This window comes from Pseudohongiella sp., assembly GCF_011050365.1.
Taxonomy (GTDB): domain Bacteria; phylum Pseudomonadota; class Gammaproteobacteria; order Pseudomonadales; family Pseudohongiellaceae; genus Pseudohongiella.
In genome coordinates, this window is sequence record NZ_DRFV01000015.1 from 190,245 (window position 1) to 207,418 (window position 17,174).

Sequence of the window (17,174 nt, forward strand, 5' to 3'; positions counted from 1 at the left end):
GCTCATTTCCTTAACTTTGCATTAAATTTGTCTTCCAGGCCTTTGACACAACGCTCAATTATCACATTGATATCGTCGTCGCCTAGAGTGCGCGAAGGATGCTGCCAGGTCAAGCCCAGGGCGACACTTTTTTCGTTTTTACCCAGCGCATCGCCTTGAAATACATCAAATATTCGCAACCCCACAAGGTATTCGCCGGCTTCCGCCCGCAAAACCTCACGCAAAGCCTGAGCAGACACCTGGTGCTCGATGACAATTGCCAGGTCCCGGCTCACTTCGGGGAACCGGGACAGGGGGCTGAATTCCGGCACTTTTGCCGCCAGCAATGCGTCAAGTTCGATCTCGAACACGAATACCCGCTGACTGAAGTCAAGCTCACGCTGCAGCCGCGGCGCGAGAGCGCCTATGAGGCCTACATGTCTGCCATTCAGTACAATTCTGGCGCACTGTCCGGCGTGCAAGGCCTGATGCTCGGCATTCGCGAAACTGAAAGTATCGGCATGCCCCGTCAGTCCCATCAGTGTTTCCAGATCGCCTTTGATGTCAAAGAAGTCGACAAATTGCCGGCCCTGAGACCATTCCATCGGCTCGCGGGTGCCATATACCAGGCCGCCCAGCATCTCGGGTTGTCGGATAGTCTGCTCGTGGTCACCTTCCCGGCGCAGAAACACCTGACCCGTCTCAAACAGCCGAACGCGGGACTGTTGTCGATTTACATTGTGTTTCAGTGTGCTGATAAGTCCTGGCCAGAGGCTGGTTCGCATGACTGACATATCGGCGGAAATCGGATTTTGTAAAGGTACCGGTGGCGGGCTCGCTTGCACTGCCGCCATCAGACCGGGCTCCACGAAGCTATAGGTGATGACCTGCTGATACCCAAGCGTGACCAACCGCTCACGCAGACGAGTTATGCTGACGACGGATTCTGGCTGTTCCGGCAGTTGCATGCGTACTGCCGGCCGTGTAACAGGCAGTTTGTCGTAGCCATGAACCCGGGCCAGCTCTTCAATCAGGTCCACCTCGATGCTGATATCAAAGCGGAATGAAGGCACTGAAAATCGCATCGTATCGTCAGATTGTGCTATAAGTTCAACCCCCAGGCCACTGAGAATACTGATAATATTTTCGTCGCTCATGGTCATGCCAAGCAACCGGGCGACGTGGGTCGGCTTAAGGGACACTTCGCGCGTCGCCGGCAGGTCGCCCAACTGCTCAGTCACCGGCCCTGCCTCGCCGCCACATATCTGCAGCAATAGTGAGGTCGCACGCTCCATCGCCATGGCCTGTAAGCCGAAATCCACGCCACGCTCGTAGCGATGCGAGGCATCAGTGTGCAGCCCGTAACGGCGGGCGCGGCCGGCAACGGCCAGAGGTGCAAAAAACGCGCACTCCAGAAACACATCGCGTGTGTTTTCAGTGACGCCACTGTGCTCGCCGCCCATGATACCGGCCAGTGCCAACGGGCCGGAGGCATCTGCGATCAGCAAGGTGTCAGTATCAGGTTGCACAGTTTTGCCATCCAGCAGCACAAGCTCATCATCAGGCGTGGCCAGGCGCACACAGATTTCCTGTTGTAACCGTGCCAGGTCAAAGGCGTGCATGGGCTGGCCGAGCTCCAATAGCACATAGTTGGTGATATCAACCACCGGATCTATGCTGCGTAAACCACAGCGGCGCAATTTTTCCTGCATCCACAGCGGTGTGGGTGCGGCAACATCAATATTGCGAACAACCCGCCCCAGATACCGGGGACACGCATCCGTCGCTGATATGCTGACCGGGAAGGTATCCTCGATTGTCGCGGGTACTATCGGCATCTCCGGAGCGGCTACCGGTATGCCATTTAGTGCACCTATTTCACGCGCAATACCATTGATGCCAAGACAGTCGCCGCGGTTGGGCGTCAGGTCGAGTTCAAAGAAGGTGTCGTTGAGGTCGAGATAGCTGCGTATATCCGTGCCGACGGGGGCCTCTGCGGGTAATTCAAACAGACCGTCAGCCGCCTCGGACAGGCCCAGCTCTGCCGCCGAGCACAGCATGCCGAAGGACTCGACGCCACGCAGTTTGGCTTTCTTGATGCGAAACGGTTTGCCCTCATCTGCGCCCGGGAGCTCAGCACCAATAGTGGCATACGGCACTTTGAGACCGGCGCATACGTTTGGTGCACCACAAACAACCTGCAGCCTTTGTGTGCCATCATCGACAGTGCAGACACGCAACTTGTCTGCATCCGGGTGCGGCTGTACATCAACAACCTGTGCCACGATGACGCCGCTGAATGTGGCGGCAACCGGACCGTGTGCATCCACTTCGAGGCCCGCCATGGTGAGTTGGGTTACCAGCCTTTCCGGCGTCAGGATCGCCTGGTCAGCGCTCGCATCCAGCCACTCACGAATCCATTGTTGTGTGAAGATCATGTCTTAATGCTCTTTTGATTGCAGTGCCGCTTGAGTTACACAGTTCAGTTAAACTGTTTCAGGAAGCGCAGGTCGTTCTCGAAAAACAGTCGCAGGTCATTGACGCCGTAACGCAGCATTGCCAGGCGCTCGACCCCCATACCAAAGGCATAACCGCGATACTGCTCGCTGTCGATGCCCGACGCCTCCAGCACCGAAGGATGCACCATGCCGCAACCCAGTACCTCCAGCCAGCCGGTCTGTTTGCACACGCGGCAACCCTTGCCTTCACACATGACACAGCTCATGTCGACTTCAGCGGAGGGTTCAGTGAACGGAAAATATGACGGACGAAAACGAACCGCCAGATCTGCCTCAAAAAACGCCCGCAGAAATTCTTCCAGCGTACCTTTCAGATCGGCAAAGCTGACGTCTTCCGCAATCAACAAGCCTTCGACCTGATGAAACATGGGTGTGTGTGTCAGGTCGGAATCACAACGGTATACCCGCCCCGGGCAAATCATGCGAAACGGGGGCTTGCCCTGCTCCATGACCCTGACCTGCACTGGCGACGTATGTGTGCGGAGCACGGTTGACGGATTTATATAAAAGGTGTCATGCATGGCCCTGGCCGGATGGTGGCCCGGAATATTCAGTGCCTCGAAATTATGATAATCATCTTCTATCTCGGGGCCTTCAGCTACGCTGTAACCAGCCGATTCGAAGAGACGTTGAATCCGGTCAATAGTGCGGCTGACCGGATGCAGACCACCGGCGGACTGGCGTCGCCCCGGCAAGGTGACATCAATGGTTTCTTTCGCCAGCTGTGACTCAAGCGCCTGCTCGACCAACAGCTTTCGCCGTATATCGAGTGCTTCCTGAACCTGGCGTTTGGCGATGTTGATTGATTCGCCGGCAGCAGGTCTCTGCTCAGGCGGCAATTTGCCCAGACCTTTCAGAAGGTCAGTCAACTGGCCTTTTTTGCCCAGGTAATCAACCCGCAATTGCTCCAGCTCGCGTTCGTCGTGCGTCGCGTTGATGGCTTGCAGGGCTGTGTCTAACAGAGTTGCTGTATCAGTCATGGATTAATCCGCTTATACCATGAATGCACAAAGCCGGAACGGGACAGTGGAAAACCCGGACCGGCTCTGCAAGAGGTAACGTTTTTACTTACGCCAGTGCGGCTTTTGCCTGATTCACCAGCGCGGCAAAGGCTGCTTTGTCATGCACAGCCAGATCAGCCATAACTCGACGATCGACAGCAATGTTGGCTTTTTTCAGGCCAGCGATGAGCTGGCTGTATGTCATACCATTGACACGTGATTGCGCGTTGATACGCGTAATCCACAGTGAACGGAATACCCGCTTCTTGGTACGACGGTCGCGGTAGGCGTACTGGCCGGCTTTGATAACCGCCTGGAACGCTACGCGATAAACACGACTACGGGCACCGTAGTAACCTTTTGCCGCTTTCAGAATCTTTTTGTGACGGCGACGTGCCGTTACGCCTCGCTTAACTCGGGCCATATCAGTCTCCTCGGTATCCTAAATGATTAAATTTTACGCAACATACGGTCGATCAACGGTTTGTCGCTGGCCGCAACCAGAGAAGTACCGCGCAGATGACGTTTGCGCTTGGTGGTCATTTTGGTGAGGATGTGGCTTTTATTAGCGCTTTTGCACTTCCAGCCAGAGGCTGTTTTCTTGAAGCGCTTGGAGGCGCCACTATGGGTCTTCATCTTGCTCATTCGGGTATTACTCCGCATTTATCAGCCATCACTGGCGATACAGTTTAGATAATTGAAAGTCTGACTGGTGTCAGGCTTTCTTCTTCTTCGTCGGCGCCAGAACCATAACGATCTGACGACCTTCCATCTTGGGGTCCTGCTCGACGGTACCGTACTCTTCCAGATCCTTAGCGATCCGCTGTACCAGTTCGAGACCAAGATGCTGATGGGCGAGTTCGCGTCCGCGGAATCTTAACGATACCTTGGCCTTGTCCCCATCTTCTAGGAAACGTATCAGGTTGCGTAGTTTTACCTGATAATCCCCTTCTTCCGTCCCTGGTCGAAACTTAATTTCTTTAATCTGTGTCTTGCGCTGCTTTTTCTTGCTGGCAGCCTTCTGCTTCTTGATGTCAAAGACATGCTTGCCGTAATCCATGATTTTGCAGACTGGTGGCTCGGCATCAGGAGCGATCAACACCAGGTCAAGCTTCGCCTCAGCGGCCTCAGCTCGTGCTTCCTCAATCGTCACAACACCTTTTTGTTCACCATCGGCCAAAACCAGCCGGACTTCCGTGGCGTCAATGTTTTCGTTAATGACGGGTTTTTTGGAACTGCTCTTCATATTGGACAGCGTCTTCTCTCCTGTATAAGTTCAAATTGGTCGGCCTTGCGACCTTCAGTTACCGGTACGACCCAAGCGTGTGACCGCTGTTGCCAGATGGTCTGCAAACGCCTCGATTGTCATGGTACCCAGATCCTGGCCGTCCTGCGTGCGGACGGAAATCTGACCATTTTCCATTTCACGGTCACCGGCCACCAGAAGGAACGGTACCTTCTGCATTGTGTGCTCGCGGATTTTAAAGCCGATCTTCTCATTTCTCAAGTCCGCACTGACACGAAAACCCTTTTCTGCCAATATTCTACGCACTTTTTCACAATAATCGCCCTGTTTGTCAGTAATATTGAGAATTACCGCCTGCTCGGGGGCCAGCCACACCGGCAGCGCGCCGGCATAATGTTCGATCAGAACGCCTATAAAGCGCTCGAATGAGCCCAGAATGGCGCGGTGTAACATGACCGGTACCTTGCGGTTGCCATCTTCAGCCACATACTGTGCGCCAAGACGTTCCGGCATGGAGAAATCTACCTGAATCGTGCCACATTGTTGTACACGGCCCATGCAGTCTTTCAGTGAGAATTCGATTTTGGGGCCATAGAAGGCACCTTCACCGGGCAGCAACTCCCAGGCCAGACCGCTATTGTTCAACGCCTGGCGCAGAGCCTCCTCTGCCTTGTCCCACATCTCATCGCTGCCGACCCGCTTTTCCGGTCGGGTGGACAGGCGCAAGATGATTTCGTCAAAACCGAAATCCTTGTACACCTGGAACAGCAACTCCATAAACTGCGCCACTTCTTCCTGAATCGCCGATTCGGCGCAGAATATATGCGCGTCATCCTGGGTAAAGCTGCGCACGCGCATCAGCCCGTGCATGGAACCTGAGGGCTCAAAACGGTGACAGGAGCCGAACTCAGCCAGCCGCAAGGGCAGATCGCGGTAGCTCTTCAGACCCTGGTTGAACACCTGCACATGGCAGGGGCAGTTCATCGGCTTGATGGCGTACATGCGGTTTTCAGACTCGACACTGAACATCTCGTCGGCAAACTTGTCAGCATGCCCGGATTTTTCCCACAATGTATAGTCGACCAGCTGAGGCGTCCGGATCTCCTGATAACCGTTGTCGTTCTGCAGTTTCTGCATGTAGTGCTGGATGGTCTGATAGATTGACCAGCCTTTGGGATGCCAGAACACCATGCCAGGGGCCTCTTCCTGGAAATGGAACAGGTCGAGTTTCTTGCCAATTTTGCGGTGATCGCGCTTTTGCGCCTCTTCCAGACGGAACAGGTAATCGGCCAGGGCTTTTTTATCGCCCCACGCCGTGCCATAAATACGTTGCAGCATTTCGTTGTTTGAGTCGCCACGCCAGTAGGCGCCGGCAACCGACGTCAGTTTGAACGCCTTGAACTTGCCGGTGTTGGGCACGTGCGGGCCGCGACACAGGTCAACAAAATCACCCTGGCGATAAAACGAAAGCTCTTCGTTACCCGGGATGTCCCTGATAATCTCAACTTTGTACTTCTCACCCATGCTGTCAAACATGGCAATGGCGTCATCACGACTCATCACCTCCCGTGACACGGGCAGATTTTCCTTGACGATGTCTCCCATCACTTTTTCGATCTGTTCCAGATCTTCAGGGGTGAAGGCGCGCTCGTAAGCAAAGTCGTAAAAAAAGCCGTCGTCTATGACCGGACCAATGGTGACCTGCGCCTCCGGAAACAGACGCTGCACTGCCTGTGCCATCAAGTGCGCACAGGAGTGGCGGATCACGTCCAGGCCTTCCGGGTCACGCTCAGTGATAATCGCCAGCTCTGCATCATCGGTCATCAGATACGATGTATCTACCAGAGTGCCATCCACACGACCAGCCAGAGCGGCTTTGGCGAGTCCGGCACCGATGGATTCAGCTACTTGAGCAACCGTTACGGCCGCATCAAAGTTGCGTTGACTACCGTCAGGAAGAGTAATTGCAGGCATAGGATGAGATGTTTATCAGTTAAGGGTCTGTTTAAACAAAAGCAACACCAAAAGCGGCTCGTGAGACGCCGTCTTCTGGGCAGAAAGGTGGTAGGCACGACCAGATTCGAACTGGTGACCTCTACCATGTCAAGGTAGCGCTCTAACCAACTGAGCTACGCGCCTGTAATTCGCTTTACAACTATTTACAGTAATCGCCGACCAAACTGCTGCGAGGGTGCTTTTATCAAGGTTGGCGATTATAGGGGCAGTACGCCCAAACTACAATAGCAAGTGCCGGAGTTGCCTGTGCTTTTTATCGATATTAGCGCCGTTTTACACTTGCAGCAGTTGTTTACGCAGAACGGCGACTTCATCTCGCAGGGTGGCAGCCTCTTCAAACTCCAGGTTTCTGGCAAGTTCAAGCATTCTGGCCTCGAGTCGACTGATTTCCTTTGCCAGAGCCTTGGCGTCTGTCGGTAAATCAGTCTGCGCACCGGTGCCATAGGCCGCTATTTTTTCTGCTACGGAGGCGCCCTTCCGGTTAGACTTGCGTCCCTTGCCCTCGCCGCCTCCACCATAAGCGCCTTCCATCACGTCCATGACGCTTTTGGTGACGCCAGCGGGTGTAATATTGTTAGCTGTATTGAAGGCGATCTGTACTTCGCGGCGCCGATCACCTTCATCCATGGCACGCTGCATGGAGCCGGTAATCCGGTCAGCATACAGAATGGCACGGCCACGAATATTTCTTGCCGCCCGGCCCATGGTCTGAATCAGTGAACGCTCGGAGCGCAGAAATCCCTCTTTATCCGCGTCCAGAATGGCGACCAGTGACACTTCCGGGATATCCAGCCCTTCACGTAACAGGTTAATGCCTACCAGTACGTCAAAATTACCCAGACGCAGATCGCGAATGATTTCAGAGCGCTCCACGGTATCGATATCCGAGTGCAGGTACCGTACCCGCACATCATGATCCATCAGGTAGTCGGTCAAATCTTCAGCCATGCGTTTGGTCAGTACCGTCACCAGAACACGCTCCTGCCGTGCCACGACGTGTCGTATCTCCGACAGCAGGTCATCAACCTGGGTGCCTGCCGGACGCACTTCGACCGCCGGATCAATCAGGCCGGTTGGCCGCACCACCTGCCGCACTGTTTGCCCGGCACGCTCACCTTCATAGGGCCCTGGCGTCGCTGACACAAATATCAACTGAGGCGTCAATGACTCCCACTCCTCAAAGCGCAAAGGCCTGTTATCAAGCGCAGACGGCAGACGGAAACCGTATTGCACCAGGGTTTCCTTGCGTGAGCGATCGCCTTTATACATCGCGCCGATTTGCGGAATCGATACATGCGATTCGTCCACTATCACCAGAGCGTCCGGAGGCAGATAATCAAACAGCGTAGGCGGTGGCTGCCCTGCCTGGCGTCCCGACAGATAGCGCGAGTAATTTTCGATGCCAGTGCAGTAGCCCAGTTCATTCATCATTTCCAGATCGAACTTGGTTCGCTGCGACAACCGTTGCGCCTCTACCAACTGGTGGTTACTTTCAAGCTGCAGCACACGTTCATTAAGCTCAACCTTGATATTCTCGAGCGCGTCCAGCACCTTCTCTCTGGGGGTCACATAGTGGGATTTCGGGAATATTGTTAGACGCGGTACTTTTCGCAACACCTCACCAGTCAGGGGATCGAAGAACGCCAGATTCTCTATCTCGTCATCAAACAACTCTATGCGTACTGCGTATTTTTCCGAATCGGCCGGATAGACGTCAATAACATCACCCCGGACCCGATAAGTGGCACGTTGCAACTCCATGTCGTTACGCGTGTACTGCATGTCGGCGAGACGACGCAGAATATAGCGCTGATCAATCTTGTCACCACGGTCCAGGTGTAAGACCATTTTCAGGTAGGACCCGGGATCACCCAGACCGTAGATCGCAGACACCGTCGCCACCACAATAACATCGCGCCGTTCAAGCAGGGCTTTGGTAGCAGACAGTCGCATCTGCTCAATATGTTCGTTTATCGAGGAATCTTTCTCAATGTACAGATCAGAGGAAGGCACATATGCCTCAGGCTGGTAATAATCGTAGTATGAGACAAAATACTCGACGGCATTGTCGGGGAAGAATTCGGCGAATTCACCGTAGAGCTGTGCTGCCAGCGTCTTGTTGGGCGCCATGACCAGCGCCGGGCGCTGGGTTTTCTCAATGACATTGGCTATGGTGAAGGTCTTGCCGGAACCGGTAACGCCCAGCAGGGTTTGCGCCAACAGCCCCTCCTCCAGTCCGCTGACCAGCGTCTCGATCGCAGCAGGCTGATCGCCTGCCGGTTTAAAAGGTGAAGACATTCTGAATTGAGTACTCATGATCGGCAGTATACACGGTTGCCATCCCGGTTAGCGATGAGCTGAATCCACAGCCGGGCCACGCTTGTCGTGACATTGTGCGAACGGGTCTCAGTACCGCCAAAAGATGACAAAGAAGGGTTGACCCCCCTTAAAAATCTCATTAGTATACGCGTCCTGTTGAGGTCACTCAGATGACCAACACGATTGCCCAATAGCTCAATGGTAGAGTAGGTGACTGTTAATCACTTGGTTCCAGGTTCGAGTCCTGGTTGGGCAGCCATATCCCCCCCTTCGTTATATCCCCACCGCCAACGCATGACACCAGCAAACACTGGCATCATTTTTATCTCCGGTTATAATCAGGCGCTCGGGTCAAACTGACTCGAAACAAAAATGCCTCGAACCGAAACAAGTAAGACTAAGCGGGATATGATTATGATTTCAAAAAACTACAAACACGTGCTGATGGCCTTGTTGCTTGGCGGCACGCTGGCCCTGGGGGCCTGCTCCGGCGACACAGAAGCGCCGGCGGAACTTGAGTCAATGGCTGAACAGGCCGCCGAGACTGCAAGTAATGCTGCCGAAACAGTCTCTGATGCCGTATCCGACACTGTCGAATCCGTCAGCGATGAGCTCGACGGCAACCCGGTAGTCGTCATGGAAACCAGCGCAGGTACCATCGAGATTGAATTGTGGGCCGATCGGGCGCCGATCTCGGTCGAAAATTTTCTGCGTTATGTCGATAATAATCTGTACGATAACCTGACCTTCCACCGGGTCATTCCCGGATTCATGATTCAGGGCGGTGGTTATGACAGCGATTTTGTCGAAATATCGGGCTATCCCCCGATTACCAACGAAGCTGATCCCTCGCTGGAAAACACCCGTGGCACACTGGCCATGGCACGCACCAATGTTGTCGACAGCGCAACGAGTCAGTTTTTCATCAACCTGGTGGACAATGATTTTCTTAACCAGACAGGTACCACACCGCAGCAATTCGGCTACGCTGTCTTTGGCGAAGTGATCAGCGGCATGGACGTTGTTGACGAGATTGCAACGGTAGAAACCGCCAACCGCAACCAGCACCAGAATGTGCCAGTTGAGCCGGTCATCATTGAGTCTGTGACACGACGCTAATCAGACCAGCCCTCTGCACAGGCTAGCGTTTGTGCAGAGGCGTCACGTTTGCCGGGGCTGCCCGAGTGGGCACAGCGCTGTCTTGTGATGTGGTCGTTTGATCGAGCCACAAAGGATCGTCCGACAAGGTATCCGGCTCGAAACCATCAACTGCCCGCATCAGAATATAACGGATAGCGCCAAGGTCCATGCTGGTGCAGGCTGCCTGCAGATCCTTCAACATGGGCTCAAGAGTCTTCCATGGCAGATAGTCTTCTTCCGCCCGCATGATTTTAGGGTGTTCAGTGCCAGTCACTGATTCGCCTATCAGCAGCTCCTCAAACAGTTTTTCACCCGGCCGCAGGCCCGTGTACTCGATCGCTATGTCACCGCCGTAGGAATTTTCATCCCGGACGTCATAGCCCATCAGGTGAATCATTTTACGCGCCAGATCCACGATCTTTATCGGATCGTGCATATCAAGAACAAACACGTCGCCACCACTGGCCATGGAACCCGCCTGAATAACAAGTTGCGCGGCCTCCTCAACGGTCATGAAATATCGGGTTACTTCAGGATGAGTGACAGTCACCGGCCCGCCTTCGCTGATTTGACGTCGGAACAAGGGCACTACAGAACCTGATGAGCCCAGAACATTGCCAAAACGAACCATACTGAAACAGGTGCGGCTGCCCTGCGCCACCGTCAGAGCCTGCAGTACCTGTTCGGCAAAGCGTTTGGTGGCACCCATAACATTGGTGGGCCGGACGGCTTTGTCGGTGGAAATAAGAACAAAGTGCTCAACACCACACTGCTGAGCTGCAAGTGCAGATACGGCAGTGCCAAACACATTGTTATGAACTCCCTCAACGACATTCTTCTCGACCATCGGCACCTGTTTGTAGGCGGCTACGTGATACACGGTATTCACACTGAACCGGGTCATCACTGCTTCCATGAGGCCGCGGTTACAGACGTTGCCTAGCAGCGCAATGATCTCGGTTTTAACGGAGCCATCTGTCAACGACAGGGAGTCACGCAACATCTGCAATTCCAGCTCTACGTCATAGAGACCGAATTCGAAACTGTCCAGTAACACCAGCCTGGCGGGCCGCAGATTGACAATTTGACGGCACAACTCTGAGCCGATGGAACCCGCCGCGCCGGTCACCAGCACCGACTTGCCACTGATGCACGCTCCCATCAGGTCCAGATCCGGCGGCACGATATCTCGGCCCAGCAAATCTTCGATATCAATATCCCGGACTTCATCTACATGAACCTTGCCCGAGCGCATATCAAACAGCTCCGGCACAGTTTTGACATGCACGGGCAAATGCTCAAGCCGGTTCAGGATTTCCTTGCGCTCGGCGTGGCTGGCCGAGGGCATGGCAAGCAAAATCTGCCGCACGGAAAAGTTTTTGATCAGCTCTGCCAGTGCCGACGGGCTATAGACACGGATACCATTGACGATGCTGCCCACGATATGACGGCTGTCGTCCACAAAAGCAACCGGCAGGTATTGATCCCCATTTTGTAACGCGGCAACCAATTGCATACCTGAACTGCCGGCACCGTAAATAATAACGGGCTCCTTGGGCCGAAAATTCTGAATAAGGCTTTGCAGCGCCAATTTCGCAACAAACCGGCTACCACCGATAAATAGTAACGCCAGCATCCAGAAAATGGGTACCACAGCGTTATTCAGCTCTTGGGCAGAGAGCACGAAATAATACACACCACCGAACAGACCGGCAGCGATAGTCACACCCTGCAGCACGATAAAACCGGACTGCACGCCCATGTAAAGTAACAGCGCCCGGTATAATCCAATGCGGAAAAACCCAAGCACACTGAGCAGGATCGCCAGACCGGTAGACAGTACCATCCTGTCAGCCATGATACCGGCATTGATATCCAGCATATTGAAAGACAGCCAGGCCGCCAATGCCAGCATGAATCCGTCGACCAACATCAGCAGCGTCTGCTTTACAGTTCGCGATAATGGTATCGTGTATAAATTCATGCCTGATCCTTTGTCTCGGCGACACCGGTTACACCGGTATCAGTCCCTGCTCCCAATGCGGCAGCCGCGAGCATTAACGGTACTATACCAGAGAATGCCAGCACCACCCCATATTCAGGGTATACCGTCGCCAGCCAGGCTAGCGGGAACAGCCAGACCAGATTAACCCCGGTCAGCACGATGGCCACCCGACTGTGACTGGCCAGGCGACGCGCCAGGTGCTGATAGGCATGCGTGCTATGACCCAGGGTCACGCTATGACCGGATAACCAGCGGCGCAGTAAGGTGTAGGTAGTATCGGCGATAAAAACACCCATCAACAGCACCCATACCCAGACTGACAGGCTGCCGTCGTAGTGACTGAGCAGGCCCAGAAGACCCAGAAAAAAACCCAGAAAGGTACTGCCGACATCACCCATGAACAACCGTGCCGGCGGCAGATTCCACAGGAAAAAGCCAAGCGTTGACAGGAACAGTCCGATACATACCCAGGCCAGCGCGCTTTGTGAGTCAGGCAACAGAAATGCAGCGGCCCCACTGACAAAAAGGCACTGCCCCGCCGCCAGCGTATCGATGCCGTCCATAAAATTGTACAGATTGAGTAGCCAGACCAGAGCCAGCATCAGTAGAGCTGACATCAGGACATAGGGCAGCTCAATAAAACCACTGAAGAAAGGTTCGGGAACGGGCCCCAGCAGCGCCAAAGCAACAAATGCTGCCAGCAACTGTACCGGCAGACGCACCTTGACAGAGAGTGAGCGAATATCGTCAGCAAAGCCGGTGGCTGCTACCGGCAACGCGCACATCAGCACGCTAAACTGAAACAGCCCAAGGTAACCCTGGCTGACGAGAATAAACAGAAAGCTGTAGACACTGACGACGATGGCGATGCCGCCACCGCGAGGTGTTGCCCGTTGGTGCGCGCTGCGCGCCACAGGTATATCGAGCAACCAATCTGAGCCCCGGCGAACAAGTATCGCACTGACCAGCCAGGACATCAGAAGAACGCCCGGCAATGCCAACCAAACCAACATAGTGATCCCATCATCAATCGCCGACTGCCGGAGAACGGCAGCGGCCAAAATCATACTCTATCAATGCCGGGTTTTAGGGAGCCCCGGAATCAGGGCTCCCATTCTACCGTATGCTGGTCGCCCGCGTCGTCATTCGGTTTGATCCGACAGCAATATTCGTGGCCGGTTACGCTCAAGGGTTGCCGGGCCAATGCCATTGACCTCCTGCAATTGTTCCACGGTTTCAAAGGCACCGTTTGTCTCACGGTATGCAATGATGTCCATTGCCCTGCTCATGCCCACACCATCAAGAGCCAGTGCCAGCGTTTCGGCATCAGCCGTGTTGATATTAACCCGTTCCTCTACCGTGATCTCGGCCCGTGCCGGCTCTTCCTGGGCGGCATGGGCTGACAACGACAACACGGCAGCACCTGTGGCGAAACTGAACAGAAAGGTACTGAGACAAACCTTGATAAAACGTTTGCTTGTTTGCATTTGGAAACTCCTTTTCCGGTTTGAACAAAAATTTAGACGCCTTGCGCTTTCATCATTTATTGACAAGAGCTGATCAGGTTTTAGCACATATTCTAGTGCATGCCAGAAATTTCTTGCTGTATCAGGGCCAGTTTCTCGACCGGCTCCCGGGCCCGCGTGATAGGTCTGCCTATCACCAGGTAGTCGCTGCCCTCAAGTATCGCAGCAGCAGGCGTTACGATACGTTTCTGATCATTTGCGGCGTCACCCTGAGGTCTGATACCGGGCGTAACCAGCAAGAAGTCCTTACGCAACAACTTCCTCAACTCACCGGCTTCCGCCGCTGAGCAGACAACACCATCCATGCCACACTCCTGGGCCAATGATGCCAGCCGCTGCACCTGCTCCAACGGCGTTCGCTGAACGCCCTGGACAGTGAGATCGTCCTGCTCAAGGCTGGTGAGCAGAGTCACGGCCACCAACAGCGGTTTGTGCTCACAGGTGCTAACGGCATCACGGGCGGCGCGAAGCATCTCGGCGCCACCGGCAGCGTGCAGGGTCAACATCCAGACGCCAAGCTCGGCTGCAGCAGCAACCGCCTTGCTGACAGTATTGGGGATATCATGGAACTTAAGGTCCAGAAAAATATCGAATCCCATACCGGAGATTTGTCGGACCAGTGTCGGCCCGTAGCGGGTAAACAACTCCTTGCCGACCTTGACCCGGCACTGCGCCGGATCCAGCTGCCGCAACAAGGTCATCACGTCGTGCTCGTTTGCCATATCAAGGGCTATAATAATTTTGTTCTGATCCTGCACGGTGTTCTCTCCATTGGCTATTCAGGTGCCTGTCATACAGGCGTTTCCAGTTGTTGTTGCGGCTCAATCGATTTCGCTGGGCTTGAATTCTGATCGCCTGGCCAATTCTTTCTCCAGCCGTCGAATACGCAACCGCAGTCGCGCACCCCGAAACAGACCGCCACCGATGACCAGCCCCGTCAGTCCACCCAGGCAGAAAGTGACAATGAGCCAGAACGATAACGGGCGGGCAGCAAATTCGTGGATACCAAATGATAACGCCACCGGCGCGGTATTCCACATTGAAAAACCAACACTGAGAATAAATACCAGCAACAATAATAGAAACACCAACCAGTGTGTGAATCGCTGCATGATAGTTGCCTCCGGGGCAATGGTCAGTTTCCTGACTTACAAACAAAAACGGCGCCATTCTTTCGAATACGCCGTTTTATATCAGTGCTGACAACACACTGCATCACATCATGCATTGCTGATCAATGATCCAGGGTGTTGTTGACACGGTCCCTCAATTCTTTACCTGGCTTGAAATGCGGGACATGTTTGCCACTTAGCGCGACCGGTGTGCCTGTCTTCGGGTTACGCCCGATTCGAGGCACACGGTAGTGCAGGGAAAAACTGCCAAATCCACGAATTTCAATCCGGCCGCCTTCTGACAAAGCCTCAGACATATACTCAATGACCGCCTTGACGGCAAACTCGCAATCTTTTGCTGACAACTGCGACTGTTTGGCGGCAATGCGCTCGATAAGCTCAGACTTTGTCATGACGAATTCCTTGAGTTGGTTATTTCTTTTCCATTTGCGCTTTGATCAGATCACCAATAGTTGTCGGGCCTGAAGCCGCAACGTCCTGGTTTTTATGATCCTGAATCGCAGCTTTCTCGTCATCCATTTCAATGGCCTTAACTGAAACGCCAAGAACGCGATTCTTGCGGTCAACACTGACCACCTTAACGTCAATCTGGTCACCTTCTTTCAGCACATTGCGAGCGTCTTCAACCTTGTCGCGGCTGATCTCGGATGCACGCAGCAAGCCTTCAACACCATTGCCCAGGTCTACAGTTGCAGACTTGGCTTCAACGGCCATGATGGTCGCTTTCACTATGCTGCCTTTCTCAAACTCACCAACGTAGTTTGCGAAAGGATCTTCTGAAAGTTGCTTGATACCGAGGGAAATACGCTCACGCTCGGGATCGACAGACAGAATAACGGTTTCGATTTCGTCGCCTTTCTTATAGGCACGAACCGCATCTTCACCCGACTCATCCCATGAAATGTCAGACAGGTGAACCAGACCATCGATGTTGCCATCCAGACCGATAAAGATACCGAAGTCCGTGATGGACTTGATGCTGCCGGAAATCTTGTCGCCCTTCTTGAACTGCTCGGCAAAACGATCCCACGGGTTCTGGAAGCACTGCTTGATACCCAGGGAGATACGACGACGTTCTTCGTCGATATCCAGGATCATCACTTCGACTTCATCACCCAGCTGCACGATTTTTGACGGGTGAACGTTCTTGTTCGTCCAGTCCATTTCAGAAACGTGAACCAGACCTTCGACGCCCTCTTCCAGCTCGGCAAAACAGCCGTAATCAGTCAGATTGGTAACGCGTGCCTTGACCTTGGTTTCTTCCGGGTAACGGGCCTTGATATCAACCCATGGATCTTCGCCCAGCTGCTTAAGACCGAGAGAAACGCGGTTGCGCTCACGATCGTACTTCAGCACTTTGACTTTGATCTCGTCGCCAACATTCACGATCTCGCTTGGATGCTTGATTCGCTTCCAGGACATGTCAGTGATGTGCAACAGGCCGTCAACGCCACCCAGATCAACGAATGCACCGTAATCAGTCAGGTTCTTGACGATGCCTTTGATGACCAGGCCTTCCTGCAGGCTGGCCAGCAGTTCATCACGCTCTTCCGAGCTGACTGCTTCCAGCACTGCACGACGGGAAACCACAACGTTGTTGCGTTTCTGATCGAGCTTGATCAGTTTGAATTCAAGCAGCTGACCTTCCAGGTGTGTGGTGTCGCGAATCGGACGAATGTCGACCAGAGAGCCTGGCAGGAACGCACGGATATTGTTGAGGTCGACAGTGAAACCACCTTTGACCTTGCCGTTGATAATACCTTTGACCACTTCGTTCTTTTCGAAAGCCGCTTCCAGCTCCATCCAGGATTCAGCGCGCTTGGCTTTCTCTCTGGACAATCGGGTCTCACCGAAGCCGTCTTCCACAGCTTCCAGTGCAACTTTAACAATGTCACCAATAGACAGAGAAAAACTGCCGTTCTCATCCAGGAACTGGCTTTTGGGAATAACGCCCTCGGACTTGAGTCCGGCGTGAACGGTAACCCAGTCGGAATCGATGTCAGTAACTGTGCCGTTGACAATGGCGCCAGGTGTCATGTCTACATCAATCAGACTTTGTTCAAATAATTCAGCGAAACTTTCACTCATGTTTAATCCTGTAAATTAAATTAGCTGTTCGAAAGTGCCGCGAGACACAGTCTAAAGCTTTAGTTCAACCATACACCAGCATGTACGGGCCAATGACAAAAAGCCCGCTGATGGACAATGCTGGCTCCATCATCAGGCCGGGTACTCAGTCTAACTTGTTGCGTTCTAGCTTGGTTCTTGCGTGGTTCGGTGCTGGCACTCC

The 17,174-nt window shown here is 53.7% G+C and carries 15 protein-coding genes and 2 tRNA genes; 2 read left to right on the forward strand and 15 right to left on the reverse strand.

The window, feature by feature from the left end:
* Positions 1-2: 2 nt before the first annotated feature.
* The 8 genes from pheT to uvrB all read right to left on the reverse strand — a co-directional run bounded on the left by pheT (position 3) and on the right by uvrB (position 9,059).
* Positions 3-2,417 (reverse strand): phenylalanine--tRNA ligase subunit beta, encoded by a 2,415-nt coding sequence (pheT, locus tag ENH71_RS12525; protein ID WP_294129736.1) that lies wholly within the window; start codon positions 2,415-2,417, stop codon positions 3-5.
* Positions 2,418-2,461: 44 nt separating this feature from the next.
* Positions 2,462-3,478 carry a phenylalanine--tRNA ligase subunit alpha gene (gene pheS / locus ENH71_RS12530; protein WP_294129734.1) on the reverse strand — a complete coding sequence of 339 codons (1,017 nt, stop codon included), beginning with the start codon at positions 3,476-3,478 and terminating at the stop codon, positions 2,462-2,464.
* Positions 3,479-3,566: 88 nt separating this feature from the next.
* Positions 3,567-3,923: a 50S ribosomal protein L20 gene (gene rplT, locus ENH71_RS12535; protein ID WP_070115614.1), complete on the reverse strand. Its 357-nt coding sequence runs from the start codon at positions 3,921-3,923 to the stop codon at positions 3,567-3,569.
* Positions 3,924-3,949: 26 nt separating this feature from the next.
* Positions 3,950-4,144, reverse strand: coding sequence for a 50S ribosomal protein L35 (gene rpmI / locus ENH71_RS12540; RefSeq protein WP_070115615.1), 195 nt, complete (start codon positions 4,142-4,144; stop codon positions 3,950-3,952).
* Between the two features lie 70 nt (positions 4,145-4,214).
* Entirely contained in the window at positions 4,215-4,745 is a 531-nt protein-coding gene (infC, locus tag ENH71_RS12545; protein WP_414704676.1) for a translation initiation factor IF-3, read from the reverse strand.
* Between the two features lie 54 nt (positions 4,746-4,799).
* The gene (gene thrS, locus ENH71_RS12550; RefSeq protein ID WP_294137850.1) at positions 4,800-6,719 is read right to left on the reverse strand and encodes a threonine--tRNA ligase; all 1,920 of its coding nucleotides are present in this window, start codon (positions 6,717-6,719) and stop codon (positions 4,800-4,802) included.
* Between the two features lie 88 nt (positions 6,720-6,807).
* A tRNA-Val gene (locus ENH71_RS12555) sits at positions 6,808-6,884 on the reverse strand.
* Between the two features lie 150 nt (positions 6,885-7,034).
* Positions 7,035-9,059 (reverse strand): excinuclease ABC subunit UvrB, encoded by a 2,025-nt coding sequence (gene uvrB, locus ENH71_RS12560; protein ID WP_414704710.1) that lies wholly within the window; start codon positions 9,057-9,059, stop codon positions 7,035-7,037.
* Between the two features lie 205 nt (positions 9,060-9,264).
* Here uvrB and ENH71_RS12565 point away from each other — a divergent pair.
* Both ENH71_RS12565 and ENH71_RS12570 read left to right on the forward strand, forming a co-directional pair.
* Positions 9,265-9,339, forward strand: a tRNA-Asn gene (locus ENH71_RS12565).
* Between the two features lie 155 nt (positions 9,340-9,494).
* Positions 9,495-10,199, forward strand: coding sequence for a peptidylprolyl isomerase (locus ENH71_RS12570; protein WP_317622397.1), 705 nt, complete (start codon positions 9,495-9,497; stop codon positions 10,197-10,199).
* Between the two features lie 22 nt (positions 10,200-10,221).
* On the opposite strand, the gene ENH71_RS12575 is transcribed toward ENH71_RS12570, so the two are convergent.
* From ENH71_RS12575 to rpsA, 7 genes are all read right to left on the reverse strand, one after another.
* Positions 10,222-12,204 carry a polysaccharide biosynthesis protein gene (locus ENH71_RS12575; RefSeq protein WP_294134795.1) on the reverse strand — a complete coding sequence of 661 codons (1,983 nt, stop codon included), beginning with the start codon at positions 12,202-12,204 and terminating at the stop codon, positions 10,222-10,224.
* Positions 12,201-13,238, reverse strand: a complete 1,038-nt coding sequence (locus ENH71_RS12580) for an MraY family glycosyltransferase (protein ID WP_294134798.1) — start codon at positions 13,236-13,238, stop codon at positions 12,201-12,203. Before ENH71_RS12580 ends, ENH71_RS12575 begins: the two co-directional genes overlap by 4 nt.
* Positions 13,239-13,367: 129 nt before the next feature.
* A complete protein-coding gene (locus tag ENH71_RS12585; protein WP_294134800.1) occupies positions 13,368-13,712 on the reverse strand; it encodes a ComEA family DNA-binding protein in 345 nt (114 codons plus the stop codon).
* A 92-nt stretch (positions 13,713-13,804) separates the two neighbouring features.
* Positions 13,805-14,509 carry an orotidine-5'-phosphate decarboxylase gene (gene pyrF, locus ENH71_RS12590; RefSeq protein WP_294134805.1) on the reverse strand — a complete coding sequence of 235 codons (705 nt, stop codon included), beginning with the start codon at positions 14,507-14,509 and terminating at the stop codon, positions 13,805-13,807.
* A 63-nt stretch (positions 14,510-14,572) separates the two neighbouring features.
* Positions 14,573-14,863 (reverse strand): lipopolysaccharide assembly protein LapA domain-containing protein, encoded by a 291-nt coding sequence (locus tag ENH71_RS12595; protein WP_294134808.1) that lies wholly within the window; start codon positions 14,861-14,863, stop codon positions 14,573-14,575.
* A gap of 122 nt (positions 14,864-14,985) precedes the next feature.
* Positions 14,986-15,276, reverse strand: coding sequence for an integration host factor subunit beta (ihfB, locus tag ENH71_RS12600; protein WP_294134813.1), 291 nt, complete (start codon positions 15,274-15,276; stop codon positions 14,986-14,988).
* Positions 15,277-15,295: 19 nt separating this feature from the next.
* Positions 15,296-16,972 carry a 30S ribosomal protein S1 gene (gene rpsA, locus ENH71_RS12605; protein ID WP_294134816.1) on the reverse strand — a complete coding sequence of 559 codons (1,677 nt, stop codon included), beginning with the start codon at positions 16,970-16,972 and terminating at the stop codon, positions 15,296-15,298.
* Positions 16,973-17,174: the final 202 nt, after the last annotated feature.